General features: G+C 69.6%; 18 protein-coding genes. 13 read left to right on the top strand and 5 right to left on the bottom strand.

All coding sequences use genetic code 11. The features are described from left to right. Positions 1-3: 3 nt before the first annotated feature. The 5 genes from V6S85_RS08210 to V6S85_RS08230 all read left to right on the top strand — a co-directional run bounded on the left by V6S85_RS08210 (position 4) and on the right by V6S85_RS08230 (position 4342). Entirely contained in the window at positions 4-558 is a 555-nt protein-coding gene (locus V6S85_RS08210) for a TetR/AcrR family transcriptional regulator (RefSeq protein WP_165829086.1), read from the top strand. A 77-nt stretch (positions 559-635) separates the two neighbouring features. Beyond that, positions 636-1529, top strand: a complete 894-nt coding sequence (locus V6S85_RS08215) for an SMP-30/gluconolactonase/LRE family protein (RefSeq protein WP_334348643.1) — start codon at positions 636-638, stop codon at positions 1527-1529. 1 nt (position 1530) lies between these two features. Continuing rightward, on the top strand, positions 1531-2742 hold the full coding sequence (locus V6S85_RS08220) for a serine hydrolase domain-containing protein (protein ID WP_334348644.1): 1212 nt from the start codon (positions 1531-1533) through the stop codon (positions 2740-2742). Further along, positions 2739-3914, top strand: coding sequence for an aromatic ring-hydroxylating dioxygenase subunit alpha (locus V6S85_RS08225; RefSeq protein ID WP_334348646.1), 1176 nt, complete (start codon positions 2739-2741; stop codon positions 3912-3914). Before V6S85_RS08220 ends, V6S85_RS08225 begins: the two co-directional genes overlap by 4 nt. A 14-nt stretch (positions 3915-3928) precedes the next feature. Next, entirely contained in the window at positions 3929-4342 is a 414-nt protein-coding gene (locus tag V6S85_RS08230) for a DUF2141 domain-containing protein (protein WP_334348647.1), read from the top strand. A 141-nt stretch (positions 4343-4483) separates the two neighbouring features. Here V6S85_RS08230 and V6S85_RS08235 read toward each other — a convergent pair whose 3' ends face one another. Continuing rightward, positions 4484-5401, bottom strand: coding sequence for a hydroxymethylglutaryl-CoA lyase (locus V6S85_RS08235; protein WP_334348648.1), 918 nt, complete (start codon positions 5399-5401; stop codon positions 4484-4486). Positions 5402-5581: 180 nt separating this feature from the next. Here V6S85_RS08235 and V6S85_RS08240 point away from each other — a divergent pair, with 180 nt between their 5' ends. The 5 genes from V6S85_RS08240 (at position 5582) to V6S85_RS08260 (ending at position 14161) form a co-directional block, all read left to right on the top strand. After that, entirely contained in the window at positions 5582-8065 is a 2484-nt protein-coding gene (locus tag V6S85_RS08240) for a TonB-dependent receptor (RefSeq protein ID WP_334348649.1), read from the top strand. Between the two features lie 144 nt (positions 8066-8209). After that, complete coding sequence (locus tag V6S85_RS08245; RefSeq protein ID WP_334348650.1) at positions 8210-10267, top strand: hydantoinase/oxoprolinase family protein; 2058 nt, start codon at positions 8210-8212, stop codon at positions 10265-10267. A 3-nt stretch (positions 10268-10270) separates the two neighbouring features. Then, a complete protein-coding gene (locus V6S85_RS08250) occupies positions 10271-12154 on the top strand; it encodes a hydantoinase B/oxoprolinase family protein (RefSeq protein WP_334348651.1) in 1884 nt (627 codons plus the stop codon). Between the two features lie 8 nt (positions 12155-12162). After that, positions 12163-13356, top strand: a complete 1194-nt coding sequence (locus V6S85_RS08255; RefSeq protein WP_334348652.1) for a CaiB/BaiF CoA transferase family protein — start codon at positions 12163-12165, stop codon at positions 13354-13356. A 163-nt stretch (positions 13357-13519) separates the two neighbouring features. Then, on the top strand, positions 13520-14161 hold the full coding sequence (locus tag V6S85_RS08260) for an isochorismatase family protein (RefSeq protein WP_116570001.1): 642 nt from the start codon (positions 13520-13522) through the stop codon (positions 14159-14161). Here V6S85_RS08260 and V6S85_RS08265 read toward each other — a convergent pair. Together V6S85_RS08265 and V6S85_RS08270 are read right to left on the bottom strand one after the other, a co-directional pair. After that, positions 14158-14649: a hypothetical protein gene (locus tag V6S85_RS08265; protein ID WP_133244841.1), complete on the bottom strand. Its 492-nt coding sequence runs from the start codon at positions 14647-14649 to the stop codon at positions 14158-14160. The genes V6S85_RS08260 and V6S85_RS08265 overlap by 4 nt on opposite strands. A 67-nt stretch (positions 14650-14716) precedes the next feature. Next, positions 14717-15331, bottom strand: a complete 615-nt coding sequence (locus tag V6S85_RS08270; RefSeq protein WP_116570003.1) for a TetR/AcrR family transcriptional regulator — start codon at positions 15329-15331, stop codon at positions 14717-14719. Between the two features lie 138 nt (positions 15332-15469). On the opposite strand from V6S85_RS08270, the gene V6S85_RS08275 reads away from it, so the two are divergent. From V6S85_RS08275 to V6S85_RS08285, 3 genes are read left to right on the top strand one after another with little or no spacing between them, the layout of a single operon-like run. Beyond that, positions 15470-16909, top strand: a complete 1440-nt coding sequence (locus V6S85_RS08275; RefSeq protein WP_334348653.1) for an efflux transporter outer membrane subunit — start codon at positions 15470-15472, stop codon at positions 16907-16909. Between the two features lie 23 nt (positions 16910-16932). Then, positions 16933-18096, top strand: coding sequence for an HlyD family secretion protein (locus V6S85_RS08280; RefSeq protein WP_334348654.1), 1164 nt, complete (start codon positions 16933-16935; stop codon positions 18094-18096). 23 nt (positions 18097-18119) lie between these two features. Continuing rightward, positions 18120-19673 carry a DHA2 family efflux MFS transporter permease subunit gene (locus V6S85_RS08285; RefSeq protein ID WP_116570006.1) on the top strand — a complete coding sequence of 518 codons (1554 nt, stop codon included), beginning with the start codon at positions 18120-18122 and terminating at the stop codon, positions 19671-19673. Positions 19674-19862: 189 nt separating this feature from the next. On the opposite strand, the gene V6S85_RS08290 is transcribed toward V6S85_RS08285, so the two are convergent. Further along, positions 19863-21122, bottom strand: a complete 1260-nt coding sequence (locus tag V6S85_RS08290) for a histidine-type phosphatase (protein WP_334348655.1) — start codon at positions 21120-21122, stop codon at positions 19863-19865. Between the two features lie 175 nt (positions 21123-21297). Further along, positions 21298-24201, bottom strand: a complete 2904-nt coding sequence (locus V6S85_RS08295) for a TonB-dependent receptor (protein WP_334348656.1) — start codon at positions 24199-24201, stop codon at positions 21298-21300. Positions 24202-24302: the final 101 nt, after the last annotated feature.

A 24302-nucleotide genomic window follows, 5' to 3' on the forward strand; every position in this document is an offset into this window, starting at 1 on the left:
GGTGTGAACGCCCTAATCAAGGAAGCCGGCGTCGGCAAGAAACAAATATATGACTATTTCGGCGGCCTGGGCGGCGTCGCCGACGCCTGGGTGCGTCGCACCGGCATCTGGCCTCGCCTCTCCGACATGCTGGACGAGCCGCTGGAGACCTTCCACCAGCGCCCGCCGATGGAGCGCCTGCGGATGCTGGTGCGCACCTACGCCTCGTCGCTGCGCGCCCACCCGGCCGTGGCCACGATCATGGCGGGCGAATTCGCCGGACCGCCGGAACTGCGCGACGCCGTCACCGCCGTGCGCATCCGCATCTGGGAAGAGTACGAGCGCCTGTTCATCGGCCAGCGCAGCGAGGACAAGGAACTGCTGGCCATCGCCATGACCATGCTGTCGGCCGTGTCCTATGTGGGCATGCGGGCCAAGTTCGAGCCGAATTTCTTCGGTTTCGACCTGCATGACGACTTGGCCTGGGAGCGTGTCGTAGGCATGCTGGACCACGTGATGGGCCGCTACCAGACCGGCGTCGATGCGGCTGTTTCTCGTCAGGCGGATAGCGCCGACTAGAAAATTGACCGGTCGGTCCCTTTTTGAAAACCTCCGAGCATCCCGCCAAGCGCGGGCCTGACCGCACGGAGACCTTGATGTTCGGCGACCCCCTTTCCCTCCCCGTCAAACCCCAGGCGGGCGACCTCTGGGTGGCCGCGACGATGGTCACCGACGACAAGCTGAAGCTCGGGCTTTCCAGGATCCTCCTCCTGGGCCCCGACCTGCAGATCAGGGCGGCCTTGCATACGGGCGATTTCGGCATGGTCTCGGGCTTGGCGGTGAATCCCCGCACCGGCGAGCTCAACGCGCTGGACCCCTTCGCCCGCAACGTCACCCGCATCGACGCCGAAGGGCTTCGCGTGCCCGGCCAGGCCTCGCTTCTCCCCGGCCGGGGCCTGGGCTCTATGGTGTTCCTGCCCGACGGCGGCGCCCTGGCCGGCGAGCATCTGTCGGGCCAGGCCCCGCCGTTCACCGGAGAGGGCCGCCTGGTGCGCTTCGACGCCGACGGCCGCGTGACGCGCTTCTATCGCCCCGAGTATCATGGCGGCGTCATGGGCTTCCTGGGCGTCACTCACCTGACCGTGCTGTCGGACGGCAAGACCGTGGCCTATGTCTCCGAGACCGGCCACACCGTCTATCGATACGACATCGAGGCCGACGCCCAGCTTTCCCCGCTCTATGTGCGCACCGATCCGCCGGGCATGGTGTTCGGCATCGCCGCCACGCCGAACGACGACGTGCTGGTCAGTTGCGGCAACGAGGTGCGCCGCGTGGCCCAGGACGGTTCGGTGCTGCGCACCTACGCCGTGCCGGAAGGCCGGGGCTGGTCGTTCCTGCGCGTCACCGACGACGGCGCGCACTTCTGGGCCGGCGACTTCTTCTCGGGCCAACTGGCCAAGATCGCGCTGGACAGCGGCGAGCTGGTCGCCAGCGTCAAGCTCGACATCCCGTTCGGCGTGACCTCGATCGTCGAAGCAAAGGTCGCCTGAGGTGAAGAAGCGCAAGATCCTGCTGATCGGTCTCGGCGCCGTCGTCCTGGCGGGCGCGGCGACCTATGCGACCGCCCCGCTGTACTGGAACCGCTATTTCCGCGCCCTGACCGTCAATCCGCTGGAGCCGCCGATCGACTGGTACAAGCCGGTCGCCGTCGTGAAGGGCGCGCCCGCCGCGGCCCTGCCGACGACGACGCCGGAAGCGGCCGGGATCGATCCCGCCGCCCTGGAGGCCGCCTCCGAGTACGCGGGCGAGCGCAAGTCCGACGCCCTGATCGTCGTCAAGGACGGCGCCATCGTCTACGAGCGCTACTGGAACGGCGTGGGCCCCAACACCGTGATGAAGGCCCACTCCTTCACCAAGACCATGACCGGCATGCTGATCGGCGCGGCCATCGCCGACGGCAAGATCAAGTCGGTCGACCAGCCGGCCGCCGACTTCATCACCGAGTGGAAGAACGACGAGCGCTCGAAGATCACCATCCGCGACCTCCTGCAGATGTCGTCGGGGCTGGAGCCGCCTGACTATTCCTACGCACCGTGGTCCAGCACCATCCGCACCTTCCTGTCGCCGGACCTGGCCAAGGACAACCTGGCCCTGAAGGCGGTGCATCCGCCGGGCACGGTGTTCGGCCACCACAACCCCGACCCGGTGGCGCTGAGCGTCATCGTCGAGCGGGCCACGGGCAAGACCTTCGCCGACTACATGTCGGAAAAGCTGTTCCAGCCGCTGGGCATGCATGACGGCTCGCTGTGGCTGGCCAAGGAAGGCGGCCTGTCGCACGGCGACTGCTGCATGATCTCGCAGGTCCAGGACTGGATGCGCATCGGCATCATGCTGGCCAACGGCGGTTCGTTCGAAGGCAAGCAGGTGCTGCCCGCCGAGTACGTCGCGGCCATGAGCGCGCCGGGCAAGGCCAATCCGGGCTACGGCTTCCAGATCTGGCGCGGCCGGCCGTTCGCCAAGAACCGCATCTACTCGCCCGAGCGCCCCGACAAGGCCAGCGTGTCGGCCGAGCCGATCGCCGCCGAGGACGCCATCTTCCTGGACGGCTGGGGCAAACGCCGCCTCTGGATCGTGCCCTCGCAGAAGCTGGTCGTCCTGCGTGACGGCGTCGATCTCGACGACTGGGACGACACCAAGATACCCAATCTCATTCTTCGCGGTCTGGCGGCCCCCGCCGCCCCGCAGCCGGAGAAGGCGCCATGATCAAGAACCAGTGGTACGTCGCCGAGTACAGCGACGAGATTCCCAATGGCGGCCACAAGCGGGTGAAGATGCTGGGCCTGGAGTTCGTGGTGTTCCGCGACTCCAAGGGCAAGGTCAGCTGCCTGTCGGACGTCTGCATCCACCGCGGCGCGTCGCTGGGCAGCGGCATGGTCGTCGACGACGCCATCGAGTGCCCCTATCACGGCTGGCGCTTCAACGGCGGCGGCAAGTGCGTGAAGATCCCGTCGCAGGAGCCCGGCGTGAAGATCCCGCCGCGCGCCAAGGTCGACTCCTATCCCGTGCAGGAAAAGTACGGGATGATCTGGGTGTTCATGGGCGACCTGCCCGAGGCCGAGCGCCCGCCCCTGCCGCCCTTCCCCGAGTTCGAGGACCCGGCCTGGCGCTGCATCCGCGGCACCTACGAGTGGAAGGCCAACTACGCCCGCATCACCGAGAACGGCATCGACCCCTCGCACGCGGCCTTCGTCCACCCCAGCTTCGGCGACAAGGAAGCGCCGCAGGTGCACGAGTTCACCCTCGAGCAGGACGAGTACTCGGCCTATGCCGAGCTGAAGTTCGTGCCGCCCGAGTACAAGGGCATGTGGAAGTTCTTCCGCAAGGCCAAGCGCAGCATGGTCACTGTCCGTAACGGCTTCCACGTCTCGGGCGCCCACGTGCGCATCCAGATCCGCCCGACGCCGACCTGGTCGACGGTGATCTTCGACGTCAACACGCCGATCGACGAGACCACCACGATCACCCGCTGGATCATGGCCCGCAACTTCCTGACCCAGAAGATCTGGGACGGCGACAGCCGCCGCCGCACCCTGCGCATCTTCGAACAGGACCGCGTGATCATGGAGAAGGTCTGCCCCGAGCTGCTGCCCGTCTACCTGCACGAGGAAGTCAGCGTGAAGTCGGACGGCATCATGGTGGCCTGGCGCAACAAGCGCCGCGAACTGATCGAGAAGGGCTGGGCGCTGGACGTCGACGCCATGGAGCGCGACATCCAGGGCAAGCGGGCGATGGTGATCCCCTCGCCCGACCGCGCCAACCCTGCGGAGGCCAAGGACTTCCTGCTCAAGACCGTGCCTCTGGTCGACGGCGAGCGGGTGCGGGCCGAGGCCCTGAAACAGCGCCACGGCGGCTCCGCGCCGGCCGCGGCCGAATAGCGGGAGCGACGCGCATGAGACCGAGCATCCTCATCCTCGTCGCCGCGCTGGCCGTCACGGGGGCCGCCCAGGCGGCCTCCGTGGAGGTCAAGGTTTCGGGACTCCAGAACACCAAGGGCCAGGTCGTGGTGTCGGCCTGCGACAAGGCCACGTTCCTGAAGACCTGCCCCTACAACGTGAAGGTCCCGGCCGCCTCGGGCGGGGTGAGCGCGAAGTTCGCCAGCCTGCCGGCCGGCCGCTGGTCGTTCCTGGCCTTCCACGACCAGGACGGCGACGGGGTGATGAAGAAGACCGCCCTGGGCCTGCCCGCCGACGGCGTGGGCCTGTCGCGCGATCCCAAGGCGAGGTTCGGCCCGCCGAAGTTCGAGGACTCGGCGGTCGACGTCGGCGCCGACGGCGCGAACGTCGCGGTGGGGCTCAAGTATTGATCCAAAGATCCTCCCCCTGAAGGGGGAGGTGTCGGCGAAGCCGACGGAGGGGGCAGTCGCTGGTGAGCCGGCGGCTGCCCCTCGTCATTGAACACTTCCCCCCTTCGGCCCTTCGGGCCACCTCCCCCTTCAGGGGGAGGATCAGGGCTGCGGAAATCCTCCGGCCTTCGAGACCATGCCCGGCAGCGCCGGCGCGCCCAGCACGCCCTTGAGCCAACCGGCCGCGTCGATCAGCGACGGCAGGTCCAGCCCGGTCGTCACCCCCATCCGCGCGAACATGTAGGCCAGGTCTTCGGTCGGCACGTTGCCGGTCGCGGCCGGGGCGAAGGGGCAGCCGCCGATGCCCCCGATCGAGGCGTCCAGGCTGGCCACGCCCGCGCGCCAGGCGGCGAAGGCGTTGGCCAGGCCCGTGTTGCGGGTGTTGTGGAAGTGGGCCCGCAGCACCGCGTCCGGCGCGACGGCGCGCACGGCGGTGAAGCGGGTCTCGACCGCCAAGGGGTCGCCCACGCCGATGGTGTCGGCCAGGGTGAGCTCGGTGACGCCGTAGTCGGCCAGTTCGGCGGCGATGCGCGCCACCTGCTCGACCGCCACCTCGCCCTCGAACGGACAGCCGAAGGCCGCGGCGATGGTGACGCCCAGCTTCAGCCCGGCCTGGCGCGCGACCTGCGGCGCCTCCGAAATCTGCCGCAGGGTCTCGGAAACCGGGACGCCCTGGTTGCGGGCGTTGAAGGTCTCGCTGGCCACGACCACGAAATTGACCTCGTCGACGTCGGCGGCGATGGCGCGGTCCAGGCCGCGACGGTTCAGGACGAGGCCGATCAGCGACACGCCGCGCGCCCGCAGGTCCTGTTGGCCGCGTAGCCGGGCCATCACCTCGTCGGCGTCGGCCATCTGCGGCACCGCGCGCGGATTGACGAAGCTGACCGCCTCGACGCGCCGGGCGCCGGCCTCGACGGCCTTCAGCACCAGGGCGGCCTTGTCGCCGGCCGAGACCATCGTCTTTTCGTTCTGCAGGCCGTCGCGGGGCGACACCTCGACGATCTCGATGCGGGCGGTCATGGCGCGGTCTCCTCGACGCCCGCGAGGCGGGCAGGCATGGCGCGCGAGGATGCGCGGCGGCGCCCGCGAAGCCAGCGCCCCGCCCCCGGCGCCCGACAGGCGGGGAGCGCGCGCGACCGCGCGGCGAACATCGGTATGCGGCGCAAGCTCACCCCCGATCACTGGAGGGGAGCCTGATCGATGAACACCCAAAGAACCACAGCCCTGATGGGCGCTTCGCTGCTGGCACTGGCCTGGGCCGGCGTCGTCTCGGCGCAGGAAACGCCCACCGCCGTCGACGAGGTGATGGTCACCGCCCGCCAGCGGGCCGAGAACCTGCGCGACGTGCCCGCCGCCGTCTCGGCGCTGAGCCAGACGACGCTGGAAGCCGCCGGCGTCGCCCGCGCCGCCGACTTCGTGGCCCTGACCCCGGGCGTCAGCCTAGTGCAGGCCGCCGAACAGGGCGACGCCCAGGTCAACATCCGCGGCGTCAACGGCGCCCGCGACGCCCAGGCCTCGTTCGCCTTCGTCGTCGACGGCGTGCAGATGGCCAACCCGGCCGCCTTCAACCGCGAGTTCTCCGACCTGCGCCAGATCGAGGTGGTGAAGGGCCCGCAAGGCGCGGTCTACGGCCGCAACGCCGCCGCCGGGGCGATCATCGTCTCGACCGTCGAACCGGGAGAGACCTTCGAGGGCGCGGGCAAGATCAGCGTCGGCAACCGCGACAGCTTTTCCGGCGACATCCGCGTGGCCGGGCCCTTGAGCGAACGGATCTCGGGCAGCCTGTCGGCCGACTTCCGCAAGACAGACGGCTTCTGGGGCAGCGATTTCGGCGGCGGCTCGGTCGACCGCTTCGAAGGCTACAATCTGAACGGCCGCCTGGTGGCGCGGCTGGACGAGAAGACCAAGCTCGATCTCAAGGCCCGCTACGGCGAGGTCACCGCCGGCTCGATCGCCTACAACGCCGTCTTCGCCTTGCCCTCCTTCGCCTCGGTGCTGGCCACGCCCTCCTATTACGAGGACGTCAACGACCACCGCTTCGCCTTCCAGAACAACGTGCCGCACACCAACGAGCAGCAGGCGCTGGAGGTCTCGGCCAAGCTGGAGCGCGACCTCGGCTTCGCCACCCTGACGGCCTGGACGCTCTATTCAGACATCGACAACGACCTGGTCGCCGATGGGACCTCGGCCTCGTTCGGCTTCTTCAACGCCAGCGCCGCCTGCGCCGCCTCGATCGCCAACCTGACCGCCAAGGGGATCACCCTGCCCGCGCCGCAGTACCTGGCGCCGACCGCGGCGGGCTCGTTCTTCGGCCCCTACACGCCGACCGCCTGCGACGGCTACCAGTACCAGAAGCGCGACCAGAGCGACGTCTCGGGCGAGCTGCGCCTGACCTCGCGCTCGGACCAGCCGCTGCGCTGGATGGTCGGCGCCTACGCCCTGCGCATCGACCGCGAGGTGGGCGTGGCCACGGGCCTGGACGGCGGCGGCGAGGTTCCGCGCGCCCTCTACGTGCCCTCGTCCTCGGCCTATTCGACCGAGCAGCTCTATTGGGACGACTTCAAGAGCGACGTGGCCGCCGTGTTCGGCCAGTTGGCCTACGACATCACGCCTGGCCTCGAAGGCTCGCTGGCCCTGCGCTACGACCGTGAGGAGCGCAAGGTGCACAACCTTGTGCCGACCGCGGCGCGGACCAAGTATATCGACTTCAACGGCCCGCCCTACACCGGCGGCGCGGCCCTGAACCCGGGCCTCGACACCACGATCAATCCCGGCGGCATCAGGGACCAGAAGAAGACCTACGACCAGGTCCAGCCCAAGATCGCCCTGCGCTGGAAGGCCAGCGACGACTGGACGCTCTATGGCGACTGGGGCGTCGGCTTCAAGTCGGGCGGTTTCAACAGCCAGGGCAGCGCCGCCACCGTGAACCTATTCGTCAATCCGGTGCGCACGGCCGCCGGCTACAAGCCGGTGACCATCCGCGACGACTTCGACAAGGAGGTCTCCAGCAGCTTCGAGATCGGGGCCAAGGGCAGGATGCTGGACGGCCGCCTGACCATCGACGCGGCCGCCTATCACACCGACGTCGACGACATGCAGTTCTTCGAGTTCTTCGTCGGCCCGTTCGGCCTGCTGCGCGTGGTGTCCAACATCGACGAGGTGCGGATAAAGGGCGCGGAGCTTGGCCTGCGCTACAGGGCCAGCTCGCGCCTGATGCTGGAGGCCTCCGGCGCCTATACCGACAGCGAGATTCGCAAGAACAGCGTGCGGCCCGACACCATCGGCAACGAGTCGCCCTACACGCCGCGCTACACCTGGAACCTGGCGGCCGACTACGTCCATCCGCTGCCCGACAACCTCGCCCTGCACTTGCGGGCCGACGTGCGCGGCACGGGACCGACCTGGTTCCACGTCGTCCAGGACCAGGACGCGCCGACCGTCTTCGAGCTGAGCTACGGCGCCCTGGGCCGGGCCAACTACGCCAAGAGCCGCCGCGACGCCTACGCCACGCTGGACCTGCGGGCCGGTCTCGAAGCCGACACGTGGAGCGTCACCGCCTTCGGCAAGAACGTGACGGGCGAGCGTTACCTGACCGAGGTGATCCCGGCTCCGGAGTTCGGCGGCAACTTCGCTTCGCCCGCCGCCGGCGCGACCTTCGGCGTCGAACTCGCCGTGAAGTTCTGATGGCGCCCGCACAGCGGTGAAACCCCTCCCCCGATCCGGCGCGCGCCGCCCGATCGGGGGAATGTCGCCCGACAGGCGTCGCGCCGTCGCACTTGGGGGGAGTCGCCCTGGGGGGAGTTGGCGCGCCAGCAATAGAGGCTGACGATGGCTTACCGATTGGGCGTGGACGTAGGCGGGACCTTCACCGACCTGCTGTTGCTGAACGAGGCGACGGGCGACTTCTGGCGACACAAGACGCCGTCGACCCCGCATGACAGCTCGGTCGGCGTGATGACCGGCGTCAACGCGGTCTGCGAGAAGGCCGGGGTCAAGCCGTCGGACGTCGACGTCTTCCTGCACGGCACCACCGTGGCCACCAACGCCGTGCTCGAGGGCAAGGGCGCGCGCGTCGGCCTGGTGACCACCGAAGGCTACCACCAGGTGATGCAGATCGCCCGCTCGCTGGTGCCCGGCGGTCTCGCCGCCTGGATCATCTGGCCCAAGCCGGAACCGCTCGCGAAGCTGGAAGACACGGTCGAGATAAAGGGCCGCATCGACGCGGCGGGCAAGGAGATCCGCCCGCTCGACGAGGTCGATGTCCGCGCCCAGCTGACCAAGCTGAAGGAGCAAGGCGTCGAGGCGGTGACCATCGCCCTGATGAACGCCTACCTGAACGGCTCGCACGAGCGCCGCGTGGCGCAGCTGGCCGCCGAGATCCTGCCGGGCGTGCTGGTGTCGCTGTCGCACGAGGTCCTGCCGGAGATGCAGGAATACGAGCGCACCCTGACCACCGTCGCCAACGCCTCGGTCCGCCCGGTCGTCAGCAAGTACGTCAAGAACCTGCGCGACAAGCTGCGCGGCCTCGACATGCAGGGCCGCATCGCCCTGCTGCGCTCGGACGGCGGCCTGATGTCGTCGGAGAAGTCCGAAGAGCATCCCGTTAGCCTGCTGATGTCGGGGCCGGCCGGGGGCGTCACCGGCGCCCTGTGGGTGGCCCGCAACTCGGGCCTGAAGAACATCCTCACGCTGGACGTCGGCGGCACCTCGACCGACGTCGCGCTGATCGAGAACGGCGAGCCGCGCCGCGTGCGCACCACCGACGTCGGCCACCTCACGGTCCGCGCCTCGTCGCTGGACGTGAAGACGGTCGGCGCCGGCGGCGGCTCGATCGCCAAGGTGCCGGAACTGACCCGCGCCCTGCGCGTCGGCCCCGAGTCGGCCGGCGCCGCTCCGGGCCCGGCCGCCTACGGCAAGGGCGGAACCGCCCCCACCGTCACCGACGCCAACGTGGTGCTGGGCTACCTGCCCGAAGACCTGCTGGGCGGCGCCTTCAAGCTGGATCGCGAGGCGGCCCGCACGGCGGTGCAGACCATCGCCGACGCCCTGGGCATCGACTTGTATGAAGCCGCCCGCGGCATCATCGACATCGTCAACGAGAACATGTTCGGCGCGCTGCGCATGATCTCGGTGCAGCAGGGCTACGATCCGCGCGACTTCGCGCTGATGGGCTTCGGCGGCGCCGGCCCGCTGCACGTCAACGCCGTGGCCAAGCTTATGGGTTCGTGGCCGGCGGTGTCGCCGGTCTCGCCCGGCGTGCTGTGCGCCCTGGGCGACGCCACCACCCGCATGCGCACCGAGACGGCCCGCTCCTACTCCAAGCGCCTGTCGGCCGCGACGGAAGCCGAGGTCCTCTCCCTGTTCGGCGAGATGGACGCCCAGATCCGCGACACGCTGAAGGCCGACGGCGTCACCGACGCCGAGATCGAGACCCGCTTCGAGATCGATGTCCGCTATCACGGCCAGGCCTTCGAAGTGCCGATGCACGTGACGCTCGACAGCCTGAAGGACGGCGGGCTGCAACGCCTGGCCGCTGCCTTCGACGACGAGCATCGCCGCCTTTTCACCTTCAACATGGACGCCGAGCACGAGCTGGTGAACCTGCGCGCCGTCGCCATGGGCAAGGTGCAGGAGATCCCCAGCCTCGAGATCGAGAAGGGCGACGGCGACCCGTCGCGCGCCAAGATCCGCGACCACGAGGTCTGGGCCGACGGCGGCATGAAGCCGGCCGCCATCTACGACCGCTCCAAGCTCCGCGCCGGCGACCGCGTCCCGGGCCCGGCCATCATCACCGAGATGGATTCGACCACCCTGGTGCTGCCCGACTGCGAGGCGCTCGTCGACGCCTACGGCGTCATCCTGATCAACCCTGCCAAGGAATCCTGAGCCATGCCCGCGCGCATCCTGGAAACCAACTCCACGCCCTTCGGCAAGGTCGCCGTCGATCCGGTGACGCTCGACATCATCGAGAACGCCCTGCGCAACGCCCGCGTCGAGATGGACGCCACGCTGTTCCGCACCGCGCTGTCGCCCGGCATTCGCGAACAGGGCGACGCCTTCCCGCTGATCGCCGACCGCGACGGCCGCATGGTGGTGGGCCAGTTCGGCTCGTTCATCGACGGCTTCCTCAAGGGCTATGACGGCGAGATCGAGGAAGGCGACATCATCCTCGTCAACGACCCCTATTCGGTCGAGGGCGCGATCAGCCACGCCTCCGACCAGCTGTGCATCGCCCCGATCTTCCGCGACGGCCGCCTGGTGGCCTGGTCGGCGATGTTCGGCCACATGACCGACGTCGGCGGCAAGGTGCCCGGCTCCCTGCCCACCGACGCGGCCTCGATCTTCGAGGAAGGCTTCCGCCTGCCGCCGGTGAAGCTCTATCGCAAGGGCGAGCTGCAGGCCGACATCGTGCGCATCGCCGCCCACCAGTCGCGCATGCCCGAATGGTTCAAGGCCGACCTGCACGCCATCGTCGCCTCGTGCCGCGTGGCCGGCCGCCGGGTGGTCGAGATCTGCGAGCGCTTCGGCGACGACGTCTTCGCCAGCGCCCTCGACGAGCTCCTGGCCCGCAACCACCGCGCCATGGCCCACCTGATCTCGACGGCGATCGGTGAGGCCCCGGTGTCGTTCGAGGACTACATCTGCGACGACGGCAAGGGCGCGGGGCCCTTCAAGATCAAGTGCACCATGTGGCGCGAGGGCGGAAAGGTCGTTCTCGACTTCGACGGCACCGATCCGCAGTCGGACAGCTCGATCAACTTCCTGCTGAACGAGAACATGTTCAAGATGTTCTTCGGCATCTACATGATCATGGTCTTCGACCCGCAGATCCTGTTCAACGACGGCTTCTACGATCTGGTCGACGTGCGGATCCCGGAAGGCAGCCTGCTGAAGCCGAAGTTCCCGGCCGCCCTCTCGTGCCGCACCCACGCGCTTGGCCGCATCTTCGACGTGCTGGGCGCGCTGCTCGGCCAGAAGACCCCGGAATTCCTATGCGCCGCCGGCTTCTCGAGCTCGCCGCACCTGATGTTCTCGGGCTTCGACGGCAAGGGCGAGTGGTTCCAGCTGTTCCAGATCGGCTTCGGCGGCATTCCGGGCCGTCCGTTCGGCGACGGCGCCGACGGCCACTCGCTGTGGCCGGGCTTCACCAACGTGCCCAACGAGTTCCTCGAGCGCTACTTCCCGATGGTCATCGAGCGCTACGAGAGCGTGGCCGACAGCGGCGGCGCTGGTCGCTTCCGGGGCGGCAACGGCATCCACATGACCTACAAGTTCACGGAAGCCGGCACGATCGCCATCCACGACGACCGCTGGTTCGTGCCGCCGTGGGGCGTCAACGGCGGCGCACCGGGCGCCCGCTCGTGGAAGCGCCTGGACAAGGCCAATGGCGAGAGCGTCGCCCTGCCCTCCAAGTGCGACGGGATCCAGGTCGACAAGGGCGACCTGCTGCACTTCGTCACCTGGGGCGGCGGCGGCTGGGGCGACCCGCTGGAGCGTGAGGTCGAGCTGGTCGAGCTGGAAGTCGCGCGCGGCCTGGTCAGCGCGCAGGGCGCCAAGCGCTTCGGCGTGGTGCTGGACGGCGCCGGCAAGGTCGACTCGGCCGCCACGGAAGGCCTGCGCGCCAAGATCCGCGCCGAACGCGGGCCGCTGGAGGTGTTCGACCGTGGTCCGTCGATCGAGGAGCTGCGCGCCAACTGCCTGGCCGACACCGGCCTGCCGGCGCCGCGCGCCCCGGTCTGGCGCAACGCCCCGCTGGCCCTGGCGGCGGAGTAAGGCGCGTCATGACGGTTGAAAACACGGGTCCCCTGAAGGGCCTGCGCGTCGTGGAGATGGGCCAGCTGATCGCTGGTCCGTTCTGCGGCCAGCTGCTGGGCGACATGGGCGCCGACGTGATCAAGATCGAGCCGCCCGGCAAGGGCGACCCGATGCGCGACTGGGGCCGCGGCGACTATCCGCTGTGGTGGGAGGTCGTGGCCCGCAACAAGCGCACGGTCTCGGCCAATCTGCGCGTGCCGGAAGGCCAGGCCCTGGCCCGCAGGCTGATCGCCACCGCCGACATTCTCATTGAGAACTTCCGGCCCGGCACGCTGGAGGGCTGGGGCCTGTCGCCCGAAGTCCTGCACGCCGAGAACCCGGGCCTGATCATCGTGCGGGTGTCGGGCTATGGCCAGACCGGTCCCTATGCCGACCGCGCGGGCTTCGGCGGCATCGGCGAGGCCATGGGCGGCTGGCGCCACATCGTCGGCGATCCCGACCGCGCGCCCTCGCGCATGGGCATCTCGATCGGCGACGCCCTGGCGGCTACCTACGGGTGCCTGGGCGCCCTGGCGGCCCTGCGCCACCGCGACGCCACCGGCCAAGGCCAGGTGGTCGACAGCTCGCTCTACGAGGCGGTGCTGCAGGTGATGGAGAGCCTGGTCCCCGACTACAAGGTCATGGGCTACATCCGCGAGCGCTCGGGCTCGGTGCTGCCCGGCATCGCGCCGTCGAACGTCTATCACTGCAAGGACGGCGACTATCTGATCGCCGCCAACCAGGACACGGTGTTCGGCCGCCTGTGCAAGGCCATGGGCCAGCCCGAGCTCGCCCAGCACCCGGACTACGTCAACCACGTCAACCGCGGCCGCAACATGAAGGCGCTGGACGCCCTCATCGAGGCGTGGACCAAGACCCTGACGGTCGACGAGGTCGAGGCCAAGATGATCGAGGCCGGCGTGCCGGCCGGAAAGATCTATCGCGTGCCCGAGATGCTGGCCGACCCGCACTTCGCGGCGCGGGAGTCGATCATCACGCTCGACCATCCGCGCTGGGGCGAACTGCCGATGCAGAACGTCATGCCCAAGCTCTCCAAGACCCCCGGCGTCGTCCGCGCCATCGCCTCGCAGGCGGTGGGCCAGGACAATGCGGCGGTATGGAGCGAACTGGGCGTCAGCGAGAGCGAACTGAAGGCCTTCGCCGAGCAGGGGGTGGTCTAGGCCACGGATCCGAAACCTCGCCCTTCGACAAGTTCAGGGTGAGGTTTCTACTGCACGGTCGATGATTTGGTCCTCACCCTGAGCTTGTCGAAGGACGAGGATCACGCACCGCAACCGAAAGTCAGCTTGGATCCCCGCCGTATCGGGGATGCACGGAGTAGAAATGGCTGAAGACCTGAACGCGGACTACCACAAGGCCGGCTTCGGCGGTCGCCTGGCCTTCGGCAAGAGCCCGGCCCTGCTGATCATCGACGTGGTCGACGCCTACCTGCTGCCGGACTCGCCGCTCTATGCCGGCGTCGAGGCGGCCCTGGCCAGCAACGCCCGGCTCCTGCAGGCGGCCCGGAAGGCCGGTATCCCGGTGATCCTGACCAACGTCGTCTACCAGGCCGGTGTCGGCGGTCGTGACGGCGGCGTCTTCTATCGCAAGGTGCCGGCCCTGAAGGCCTTCCAGGAAGGCTCGCCGCTGGGCGCCTTTCCCAAGGAGATCACCCCGATCGAGGGCGAGATCGTGCTGTCCAAGCAGTACGCCTCGGCCTTCTTCGGCACGCCGCTGGCCTCGACCCTGCGGGCCATGGGCGTCGACACCGTGATCATGGGCGGCTTTTCCACGTCGGGCTGCGTGCGAGCCAGCGCCCTCGACGCGCTCCAGCACGGCTTCATCCCGTTCGTGGTGCGCGAAGCCTCCGGCGACCGCGACGAGAGGGTGCAGGAAGCCAACCTCTTCGACCTGCAGGCCAAGTACGCCGAGGTGGTCTCGGAAGCCCAGGCCCTGGACCTCATCGCCGGCGCGGCGAGCGCCTAGCGTCGCCAGACGGCCGCCAGCTGATCGTAACGCTCCTCGCCGCCGCAGGGCTCGACACCCTTGGCCGAGCGGTCGCCGCTGGCGAGGGCGTTGGCGCAGGCGGCGTTGACCCCGGCCTGTCCGGGCGAAACGTCGTAGCGCGGCACGAAGATCATCGACACCCGTCCGGGCTTGCCGTTGAGCCCGGCGATGTAGGTGGTGATCGGCGTCGAGCCCCGCTGGGCCGTGGCGCGCTGGCGCAGCAGGATGGCCTGGACGGGATCCTTGGCGACGCCGCCCTGGCCGTACTGATAGAGCAGCGACAGCGCCATCTGGGCGTTGGCGTCGTTGCGGTCGGCCTGCTGGCGCAGCGTCTCGGGCGAAGTGCTCAGCGCCGCGCGCAGGGGCCCCAGGGTGGCGAAGCGCGCCTCCGGCGTGGTGGCGCAGCCCGCCAGCAGGGCGGCGCCGACCAAGCCCGCCAATCCAGCGATCCGTCCGATCCGCGTCATTTCAGCCCCGCCGGTCAACCCTTGAGGGAATGATTACGCCGGATCGCCCCTTACGCAACAGTCAAGGTCAGCCGGCGGCCGGCTCCAGCCCGTAGGCGCGCATGAAGACGTCGACCGCCGCGTCGACCGCCGTGTCGATCATCTGCGGCGTCAGTTCCGGCAGCACCCCCTCGAGCAGGCGGTAGAACGCCCCGGACTCGCACAGCGCCTGGAAATGCATGGCCGCCTGCCAGGGATCGACGCGCCGCATCTGCCCCTGCTCCATGAACCACTCGAAGCGGGTGGTCATCCGCGTCCAGCCCCTCCGGGGGCCGTTCTCGAAGAACAGCTTGCCGAGGTTCGAGCGCGCGCCCTCGGCGATGATCATCCGCCGGAACGCCAGCACCTCCTCGCTCGACACGAACGCCAGGAAGACGCGGCCGAAGCGGCTGAGCGCGGTGCGCAGATCATGCTCGGTCTCGAAGGTCGAGAACACCGGGTCGATGATCTGGGCGCCCTTCTCCAGCATCGTGGCGACGAAGAGGTCGTCCTTGGAGGCGAAGTAGCTGTAGAGCGTCTGCTTGGAGCCGCCGGCGCGCGCCGACACCTCGGCCATGCTCGCCCCCAGGAACCCGCGCTCCAGGAACACGGCCTTGGCCGCTTCCAGGATGCACTTGCGCTTTTCCTCGGTCTTGACGCGCACGCGCCCTCCTCCCGACTCCGATCGGCCCGTTAACCAGGCCCAGGCGTTTTCTGGACCAGACCGTACACTTTTCACTTGACGCCGTCACGTCAAGTTATATTTGGACCGTCCTGTACGGTTTGATATCGAGCAAATCCGATGGCAAACGCCCTCCCCCGGACTTCCCCCCTTAAACTGGCCCTCGCGGGCCTGCTGGCGACCACGGCCCTGGCGGGCTGCGCCGCCGTGCCCAAGCTGCCGCCGGCCCAGGCGATCAAGGCGCCCGACGCCTACGACTCGCAGGCCAGCCTAGCGGCCCCGACCGCCGACTGGCCGGCCGACCGCTGGTGGAGCGCCTATGGCGACGCCCAGCTCGACGCCCTGGTCGACGAGGCCCTGGCCGGCTCGCCCGACCTGGTCGCCGCCGAGGCCCGCGTGCGCAAGGCCGAAGCGCTGGCCGGCCAGGCCCGCTCGGCCACGTTGCCCAGCCTCAGCGCCGGCGCGACCTACGCCTCGGTCAAGCAGAGCTACAACAACGGCGTCCCGGCCGCGTTCGTGCCCAAGGGCTACAACGACACCGGCCGCGCCACGCTGGACTTCTCCTGGGAGCTCGACTTCTTCGGCAAGAACCGCGCGGCCCTGGCCGCGGCGACGTCGCAGGCGCAGGCCTCCAGGGCCGACGCCGCCGAGGCGCGCCTCGTCCTGTCGACCAGCGTCGCGGCCGCCTATGCGGACCTGGCCCAGCTGTTCGCCGACCGCGACGCGGCCGCCGACGCCGTGAAGACCCGCGAACAGACGGCCCAGCTGACCGCCGACCGCGCCGCCAACGGCCTGGAGAACCGCGGCTTGGCCGAGCAGTCGAAGGCCGGCCTGGCCTCGGCCCGCGCCCAGTTGGCCGCCGCCGACGAGGCCGTCGGCCTGACCCGCAACCGCATCGCCGCCCTCCTGGGCGCCGGTCCCGATCGCGGCCTTTCGATCGAGCGGCCGAAGGTCGGAACGCTGAAGGCCTTCGGCCTGCCGGCCAACCTGTCGGCCGACCTGATCGGCCGCCGCCCCGACGTGGTCGCCGCCCGCCTGCGCGCCGAAGCCGCCAGCCAGTCGATCAGGGAGGCCAAGGCCGAGTTCTATCCGAACGTCGACCTGTCGGCCTATTTCGGCCAGCAGTCGCTGGGCCTGGACCTGCTGACCAAGGGCGGCTCGCGCATCGGCTCGATCGGCCCGGCCGTGCGCCTGCCGATCTTCCAGGGCGGCGCGCTGCGGGCCAACTATCGCGGCGCCGCGGCCGACTACGACGCCGCCGTGGCTAGCTACAACGGGACCCTCGCCCAGGCCCTGAAGGACGTCGCCGACGCCGCCGTCAGCGCCCGCGCCCTCGACGCCCGCCTCGACGAGACCCGCAAGGCCGTCGCCGCCTCGTCGGCCGCCCACGACATCGCCCTGCAGCGCTATCGCGGGGGCCTGGCCACCTACCTGGAAGTCCTCTCCGCCGAGGACGCCCTGATCGCCAATCAGCGGACGCTCGCCGAGCTCGAGACCCGCGCCTTCACCCTCGACGTGGCGCTCGTGCGCGCCCTCGGCGGCGGCTACCGCGCCGCCTGACCCGTTTCCCGGAGCCCTCCCCTATGTACGATTCCGAAGCCTCCGCCGACGCCTCTTCCTCCCAGGAAGCCCAAGCCGCCGCCAAGGCCAAGGCCGCCGCCGGCGCCAAGCGCAAGAAGCTGTTCCTCGGCCTGGCCGCCGTCGTCCTGATCGCCGGCGCCGGCTATGGCGCCTACTACGCCCTCGTCGGCTCGCACCACGTCGAGACCGACAACGCCTATGTCGGCGCCGACGTCGCCCAGGTGACGCCGCTGGTCGGCGGCCCGGTGCGCAGCGTCGCGGTCCATGACACCCAGGTGGTCAAGGCCGGCGACGTGCTGGTCGTGCTCGACGACAGCGACGCCCGCATCGCCCTGGCCTCGGCCCAGGCCGACCTGGCCCGCGCCGAGCGCCGGGTGCGCGGCTATCTGGCCACCGACCAGAGCCTGTCGGCCCAGATCGCCGCCCGCGACGCCGACCAGGCGCGCGCCGCCGCCAGCCTGACCTCGGCCCAGGCCGACCTCGAGCGCGCCCGCATCGACCTGGACCGTCGCAAGGCCCTGGCCGCCACCGGCGCCGTGTCGGGCGACGAACTGACTCGCGCCCAGAACGCCTTCACCAACGCCCAGGCCGCCTTCGCCTCGGCCAAGGCCGCCCAGGCCCAGGCGCAGGCCAACCGCGCCGCCGCCGCCGGCTCGCTGGCCGCCAACGCCGTGCTGACCGACGGGACCACCGTCGACACCAACCCCGAAGTCGCCGCCGCCCGCGCCAAGTTCGAGCAGGCGCAGCTGGACCTGTCGCGCACCGTGATCCGCGCGCCGATCGACGGCGTCGTGGCCAAGCGCGCCGTCCAGATCGGCCAGCGGGTCGCCGCCGGTACGCCGGTCATGCAGGTGGTGCCGATCGCCGCGGCCTATGTCGACGCCAACTTCAAGGAAGGCCAGCTGCGCAAGGTCAAGATCGGCCAGCCGGTCGAGCTGACCGCCGACCTCTACGGCAATTCGGTGAAGTACCACGGCAAGGTCGCCGGCCTGTCGGGCGGCACCGGCGCGGCCTTCGCCCTGATCCCCGCCCAGAACGCCACGGGCAACTGGATCAAGGTGGTGCAGCGCCTGCCCGTGCGCGTCGCCGTCGACCCGGCCGACCTGAAGGCCCATCCGCTGCGCGTCGGCCTTTCGATGAAGGCCACGATCGACACCCGCGACTAAACCCGAGCAGCAAGGAGGCCGTCATGGCCAGCGCTCAAGCCGTCCCCGCGCGGGCGGCGTCCGAACCCGCGCCGCTCAGCGGGCCGGCGATGATCTTCGCCGGCCTGATCCTGGCCGCCGCCAACTTCCTGGTGGTGCTCGACACCACCATCGCCAACGTCTCGGTGTCCAACATCGCCGGTGCCCTGGGCGTCTCGCCCAGCCAGGGCACCTGGGTGATCACCTCCTACGCCGTGGCCGAGGCCGTGGTCGTGCCGCTGACCGGCTGGCTGTCGGCCCGCTTCGGCGCGGTGCGGGTGTTTGTCTTCGGCATGATCGGGTTCGGGATCTTCTCGTTCCTATGCGGCCTTGCGCCGTCTCTGGGCCTGCTGGTGCTGTTCCGCATCCTGCAGGGCGCCTGCGGCGGTCCGCTGATGCCGTTGTCCCAGACCCTGCTGCTGCGCGTTTTCCCCAAGGAGAAGGCCGCCGCGGCCACGGGCCTCTGGGCCATGACCACGCTGATCGCCCCGATCCTGGGGCCGATCCTGGGCGGGGCGCTGTGCGACAGCGTCGGCTGGGCCTTCATCTTCTGGATCAACGTGCCGATCGCCATCGCCTGCGCCTGGTTCGCCTGGAACCTGCTGAAGGGCCACGAGACGCCTCTTGCCAAGGCGAAGGTCGACCTGGTGGGCCTTGGCCTGCTGGTCGTCTGGGTCGGGGCGTTGCAGATCATGCTGGATCTCGGCAAGGAGCACGACTGGTTCGCCTCGCCGATGATCATCGGCCTGGCCATCGTCGCGGTCGTCGGCTTCGCCGCCTTCCTGATCTGGGAGCTGACGGCGGAGAACCCGATCGTCGACCTGAGGGTCTTCCGACACCGGGGCTACACCGCAGCGGTCATAACCCTCAGCGTGGCCTTCGGGGCGTTCTTCGGGATCAATGTGCTCAACCCGCTCTGGCTGCAGCAGAACATGGGCTACACGGCCACCTGGGCGGGCTACGTCTCGGCCCTGCTGGGCGTCACGGCCGTGATGGTCGCGCCGCTGGCGGCGGGCATGTCGGCCAAGTTCGACGCCCGCAAGCTGGTGTTCCTGGGCCTGATCTGGATGGCGGTGATGACCTTCTTCCGGGCCCAGGCCAACCAGCAGATGGGCTATTTCGACATCGCCCACTGGCTGCTGTTCCAGGGCTTCGGCATGCCGTTCTTCTTCGTCCCCGTGACCGCCCTGGCGCTCGCCAGCGTCAGGGTCGAGGAGACCGCCAGCGCCGCGGGCCTGATGAACTTCTGCCGCACGCTGTCGGGAGCGTTCGCGACCTCGGTGGTGACCACGGTCTGGGCCGACGGCGCCAGCCGCAACCATAACGAACTGTCGGGCGTGCTGAACGGCGCGCAGGGCACGATGGACCAGCTGAAGGGCTTAGGCATGAGCGCCGACCAGGCGCGCGGCACGCTGGACAACATGGTCCAGAGCCAGGGCGTGATGCTGGCCACCAACCAGGTGTTCATGGCCATGGCCGTGCTCTTCGTGGTGGCCGCGACGATCGTCTGGCTGGCCCCCAAGCCGACCCGCGTGGCCGATACGTCGGCCGTTCACTAGAGGCTGGTTGGGGAGTGGCGAAGGCCGCTCCCCTCCTCATACTCCCGTCATTCCCGCCCTTGTGGCGGGAACCTCTCTTTCAGCCGCAAGTGCAGATGGGGCGGCGTGCTGGGCACGCCGCTTGCGCTGCCCCGGCGAGCGGAACCAGGGGTTCCCCACCACAAGGGCGGGAATGACGGGAGATTGGGATCAGTGGGCGACCGCCCCCTTCACCACCGCCGCGAACGCCTCGATCGGGCAGTCGTAACCCGCGCCGGCCCCGCTGCACCCCGGCACGAAGATCGGCGAGGCCGAAGGCGGCGCAGCCAAGGTCAGGGGCGTCTTCTCGCGTAGTTGCGACAGGCTCTGCACCGCGTAGCGCACGCGGATCACCCGCGCGCCGTCCGCGCGCTTCCAGCGTTCGAAGACCAGGTTTCCGCCCGGCGCGATCTGGCCCGGCTGATAGCCGGGCGCGACCCACTCCATGCCGAGCAGGCCGCCCAGCATGGCCAGGGTGCCGTCGTGGCCGACGATCACCACCATCTTCGCGTCCGGACCGCCGATCGCGTCCTTGCCGGGCTTGGCCTCCAGCGTCGCCAGGATCTTCGAGGCCAGGTGGCCGGCGCCCGTCCGCGCGACTTCATGCGAGCGAAGCCGCAGGTCGAACTCGGCCTGGTGCAGCGGGAAGACCCTGAGCAGCGCCGCCTCGTCCAGACCCTTCCACCCCTGCCCCGCGAAGTCCTGCCCGTCGGCCCAGGCCATCAGCATGCTTTCGGTGATCCCCGAGGCGAAGGCTTCGGGCCCCGAGATGCCGACCGTCTCGTCGGCGTCGTCGAGGAAGGCCGCCGGCTCGTCATAGACGCGGCGCTTGCCGGGCGCCTTCGGGCACGGCGCGGCGTCACACTGCATCAGAAGCGCGTCGAGGCTGGCGATGGCGTCGGCATGACCGGCGCTCCAGGCGACCAGATTCCCGCCCACCCGGCCGGCGACCGAGGCCCGCGCCAGGGCCATGTCCGGCTTGGCGACGCCGGCCTTCACCGGCTCGAACAGCGGATCGGCCTTGCCCTCGCCCACCGTGTGGACGTCGATGGCGCAGCCCGGCGACAGCCCCTCGCCCATCGCCTTGGCCGTGGCGATCGTGCGCTGGGTGACATTGGCCCAGTAGTAGACCTGCCCGCAGTCAGCGCCGGCCAGCAGGCCCTGCCTGGCGTAGAGTTCGCGGTAATAGGCGCCGAACAGGGTCGACAGCGTCCCGCCATTGGCCGTCAGGTGGCCCGGCGGGACCGAAAAGCGCGGCCACGGACGCGCGGTGGCCGTCTCCAGTCGCTCGGGGCTCGACATCGCCGCGCGCACGCCGTGGCGGCTGAGGATCACCACCTTCTCCAGGGTCTCGCCGGACGTCTGGGCGGCGGCGGGCGCGGCGACGAGCGCGGCCAGGGCGAAGGCGGAAAAGCGGGCAAGCAGACGCATCGAAACTCCCGAAAACGAAAAAGCGGCCCGCGCGGCGGAATCGCGCGGGCCAGTCGAGGGGATCGGATCACGGGGGGTCAAGCAGAGGCCCCCGCTGGAACAAGAGATCACCGTCGCGGCCGCCCAGCTGTGCAGACGGCCGCGACGATGCTCCGCAAACGGAGCGACCTGGGCCTTAGAACTTGGCCCGCAGGCCGAAGCTGACGGTGCGGCCGTAGTGGGTGTAGCCGCCGAACCAGCCGCCCTTAACGAACTGCCACTGGGCGGCGTCGGTCAGGTTCTGGCCTTCGAGGGCCGCGGTGATGTTGTCGGTGATCTTGTAGCTGACGCTGGCGTCCAGCGAGCCGAACGCCGCATCGTTGAGGGCCGACAGGCCCGCGCCGCCGACATCCTGCAGCACGTCGTCCACCCAGCTGTAGGCGGCGCGAGCGGCGAAGCGGTCCTTCTCGTAGAAGCCCGTGATGTTGAAGCTGTTCTTGGCCACGTTGACCATCGCGTCCGTCAGGGTCGGCGAGTAGGTCGCTTCGGTGTCGGTGTAGGTGTAGTTGGCCAGGAAGCCGAGGCCGTCGAACGGCGCGGGCAGGTTCTTGAACAGGTGCTGGTAGGCCAGCTCGACGCCCTTGATGCTGGCCTGCCCGCCATTGGTCGGCGAGGTCAGCTGGTAGGTCTGGCCGTCGACCACGATGTTGGTCTTCTGGCTGTAAACGAAGGTGGTGATGTCCTTGTAGAAGGCGCCGGCCACCAGGGCGCTGCCCGGGGCGAAGTACCACTCCAGCGTCGCGTCGTACTGCCAGGCCTCGAACGGCTGCAACTGCGGATTGCCGCCGACGGCCGTCAGCACCGTGCCCGACGAGTTCAGCGTCAGGCGCGGGGCTAGATCCGCCAGCGACGGACGGGTGATCACCTTGGCCGCCGCGACGCGGGCCTGCAGGGTGTCGGTGATGTCCATGGCGAAGTTCAGCGTCGGCAGGACGTCGGTATAGGTCTTCTCGTAGCGCACGGGGATGGCGGCGCTGCCGGTGTCGGCGTGGCCGGCCGAGACCTGCTTGGTCTGGGCGACGCGGACGCCCAGCTGGCCGCGCAGCGGACGGCCGAACACCTGCGTGTCCATGTCGGTCAGGCCGTAGCCGGCCAGGATCTCTTCCGACACGAAGTAGGAGTTGCGCTGGTCGGCGCGGGCGGTGCCCTTCTGGGTCTTGTCGGCCAGGGCCCAGAACTTCTCAGGATCGGGCATCACCCAGGTTCGCGGCAGGCTGCCGCCCACCTCGCCCAGGAAGTCGCCGGCCGGGAAGGCCTCGAAATAGCTGGCGTCGAAATACTTGTTGGCCAGGTTGGTGGTGAAGTTGATGTCGGCGCGATTGTAGCTGCGCTCACGCTCGCGGAACTTCACGCCGAAGGCCACGCGCGTGAACGGCCCCCACTGCACCGGACGCTCGGCGTCGGCCTGGATGGCCTTTTCCAGGTCCAGCGAGTCGTTGGTGCGCCACTCGATGCGGCGGAACGGCAGCAGCGACGGGTTCGACAGGTTCGCCGTGGCCAGGGTGACGCTGGGCAGCACGTCATCGTCGACCTTGCTCATGTTGAAGGTCGTCTGGCCGATGGCCCCCAGCAGGCGGGTGCGGGTGATCGGCTTGGAGGTCTCGCTGTAGGCGCGGGCGTAGGCCGCGTCGCCCGAGAAGGTCCACTCGCCGATCCGCTGCTTGCCGTTGATGGCCAGCATCAGGTTGTCGTGGGCCAGGTCGCTGACCTCGCGGCCGATCTGGCTGGTCGAGGTCACGGTGCCGCCGACCAGCGTGCCGTCGCGCACCACCAGCGAGCCTGGAACCAGGGTCGAGGCCGTCTGGTCGACCGAATAGGTCAGCTCGTCATAGTGGTCGTCGAGGTGGGTGTAGCTGGCGTCGAAGGTGATCTCGGTGGCGTCGGTCGGACGGTACTGCGCCGAAAACACCAGGCCCTTGCGCTCGCGGTCCTCGCGCTCGAGGGTCGGGCGGATGGCGGTCGGATAGAGGTTGATCCCCTGCGCGGCCAGGCTCCTGCCCAGGGTGGTCGAGGTGTCGGCATAGCTCCAGCTGACGCCGGTGACGCGGTCCTGGCGCAGGGTGCGCTGGTCGTAGACGAGCGCCAGCAGCGCGCCGAAGCTCTTGTCTTCGTTGACCCAGCTGAGCAGGCCCGACACGCGCGGGTCGGTGGCGCCGGCCAGCTCCGGATGGCTGGCGGTGGCCGAGGCGGCGATGGTGTTCTTGCCCAGGTTCAGGGGGCGAAAGGTCTTGATGTCGACCACGCCGCCGATCGCGCCTTCGTCCAGCGAGGCCAGCGGGGTCTTGCCGACCTCGACGCCGGCGACCAGTTCCGACGGCAGGGTGTCGAAGCGGAACTGACGGCCGCTCTGGCCGCTGTCGCGCATGTTCTCGTTCACCGCGGCGCTGCGGCCGTTCAGCGTGACGATCTGGAAGTTGGGACCCAGGCCCCGGACGCGGACGAACAGGCCCTCGCCGCGATCGCGGGTGATGGCCACGCCCGGCACGCGCTGCAGCGCCTCGGCGATGTTGTTGGACGGGAACTTGCCGATGTCCTCGGCCGAGATGGCGTCGACGACGTTGGCGGCCTTGCGCTTGTCGGCGAGCGCCCGGGCCAGCGAGTTGGCGAAGCCGCCGGTGACGACGATCTCCTCGACGGTGGCGGAATCGTCGGCGGCCGGCTCGGCGGCGGCGACGGACGCGGCGGCCTCGGCGCGGCGGGCGGGAGCCGGGGCGGTCGAGATCTTCTGGGCGGCGGGACGCAGCACGGCCGCGCCGCCGTTGCGGACATAGGTCAGGCCGGTGCCGCGCAGCAGCTGGGAAAGCCCCGTCTCGGCGTCGAGCTCGCCGCGCACGCCGGGGGTGCGCTTGCCGGCCAGCAGGGCCGGATCGGCCAGGACCTGAAGGCCCGTGGCGCGCGAGAAGGCCGGAAGAGCCGTGGCCAGGTCGCCGGCCGGAATGGCCAGGGCGGGCTTGGGCGCCGGAGCGGCCATCGCCGTCGTCGCCGACATCAGGACCGCGGCCGAGGCCGTGCTCCACAGGGTCCAGGTCTTGAAGGTCATCTTACTATCCCCGAATGCGCGGCGTCAGGCCGGCTTCGGCGGGGAAGACGCCGCCGCGCCCCCATTCAGGACAGGGATTTTTGTGAAGTTTCGGCGACGGC

The sequence above is a fragment of the Caulobacter sp. CCNWLW153 genome (genome assembly GCF_036889365.1).
In the GTDB taxonomy this organism is placed as follows: Bacteria; Pseudomonadota; Alphaproteobacteria; order Caulobacterales; family Caulobacteraceae; genus Caulobacter; species Caulobacter radicis.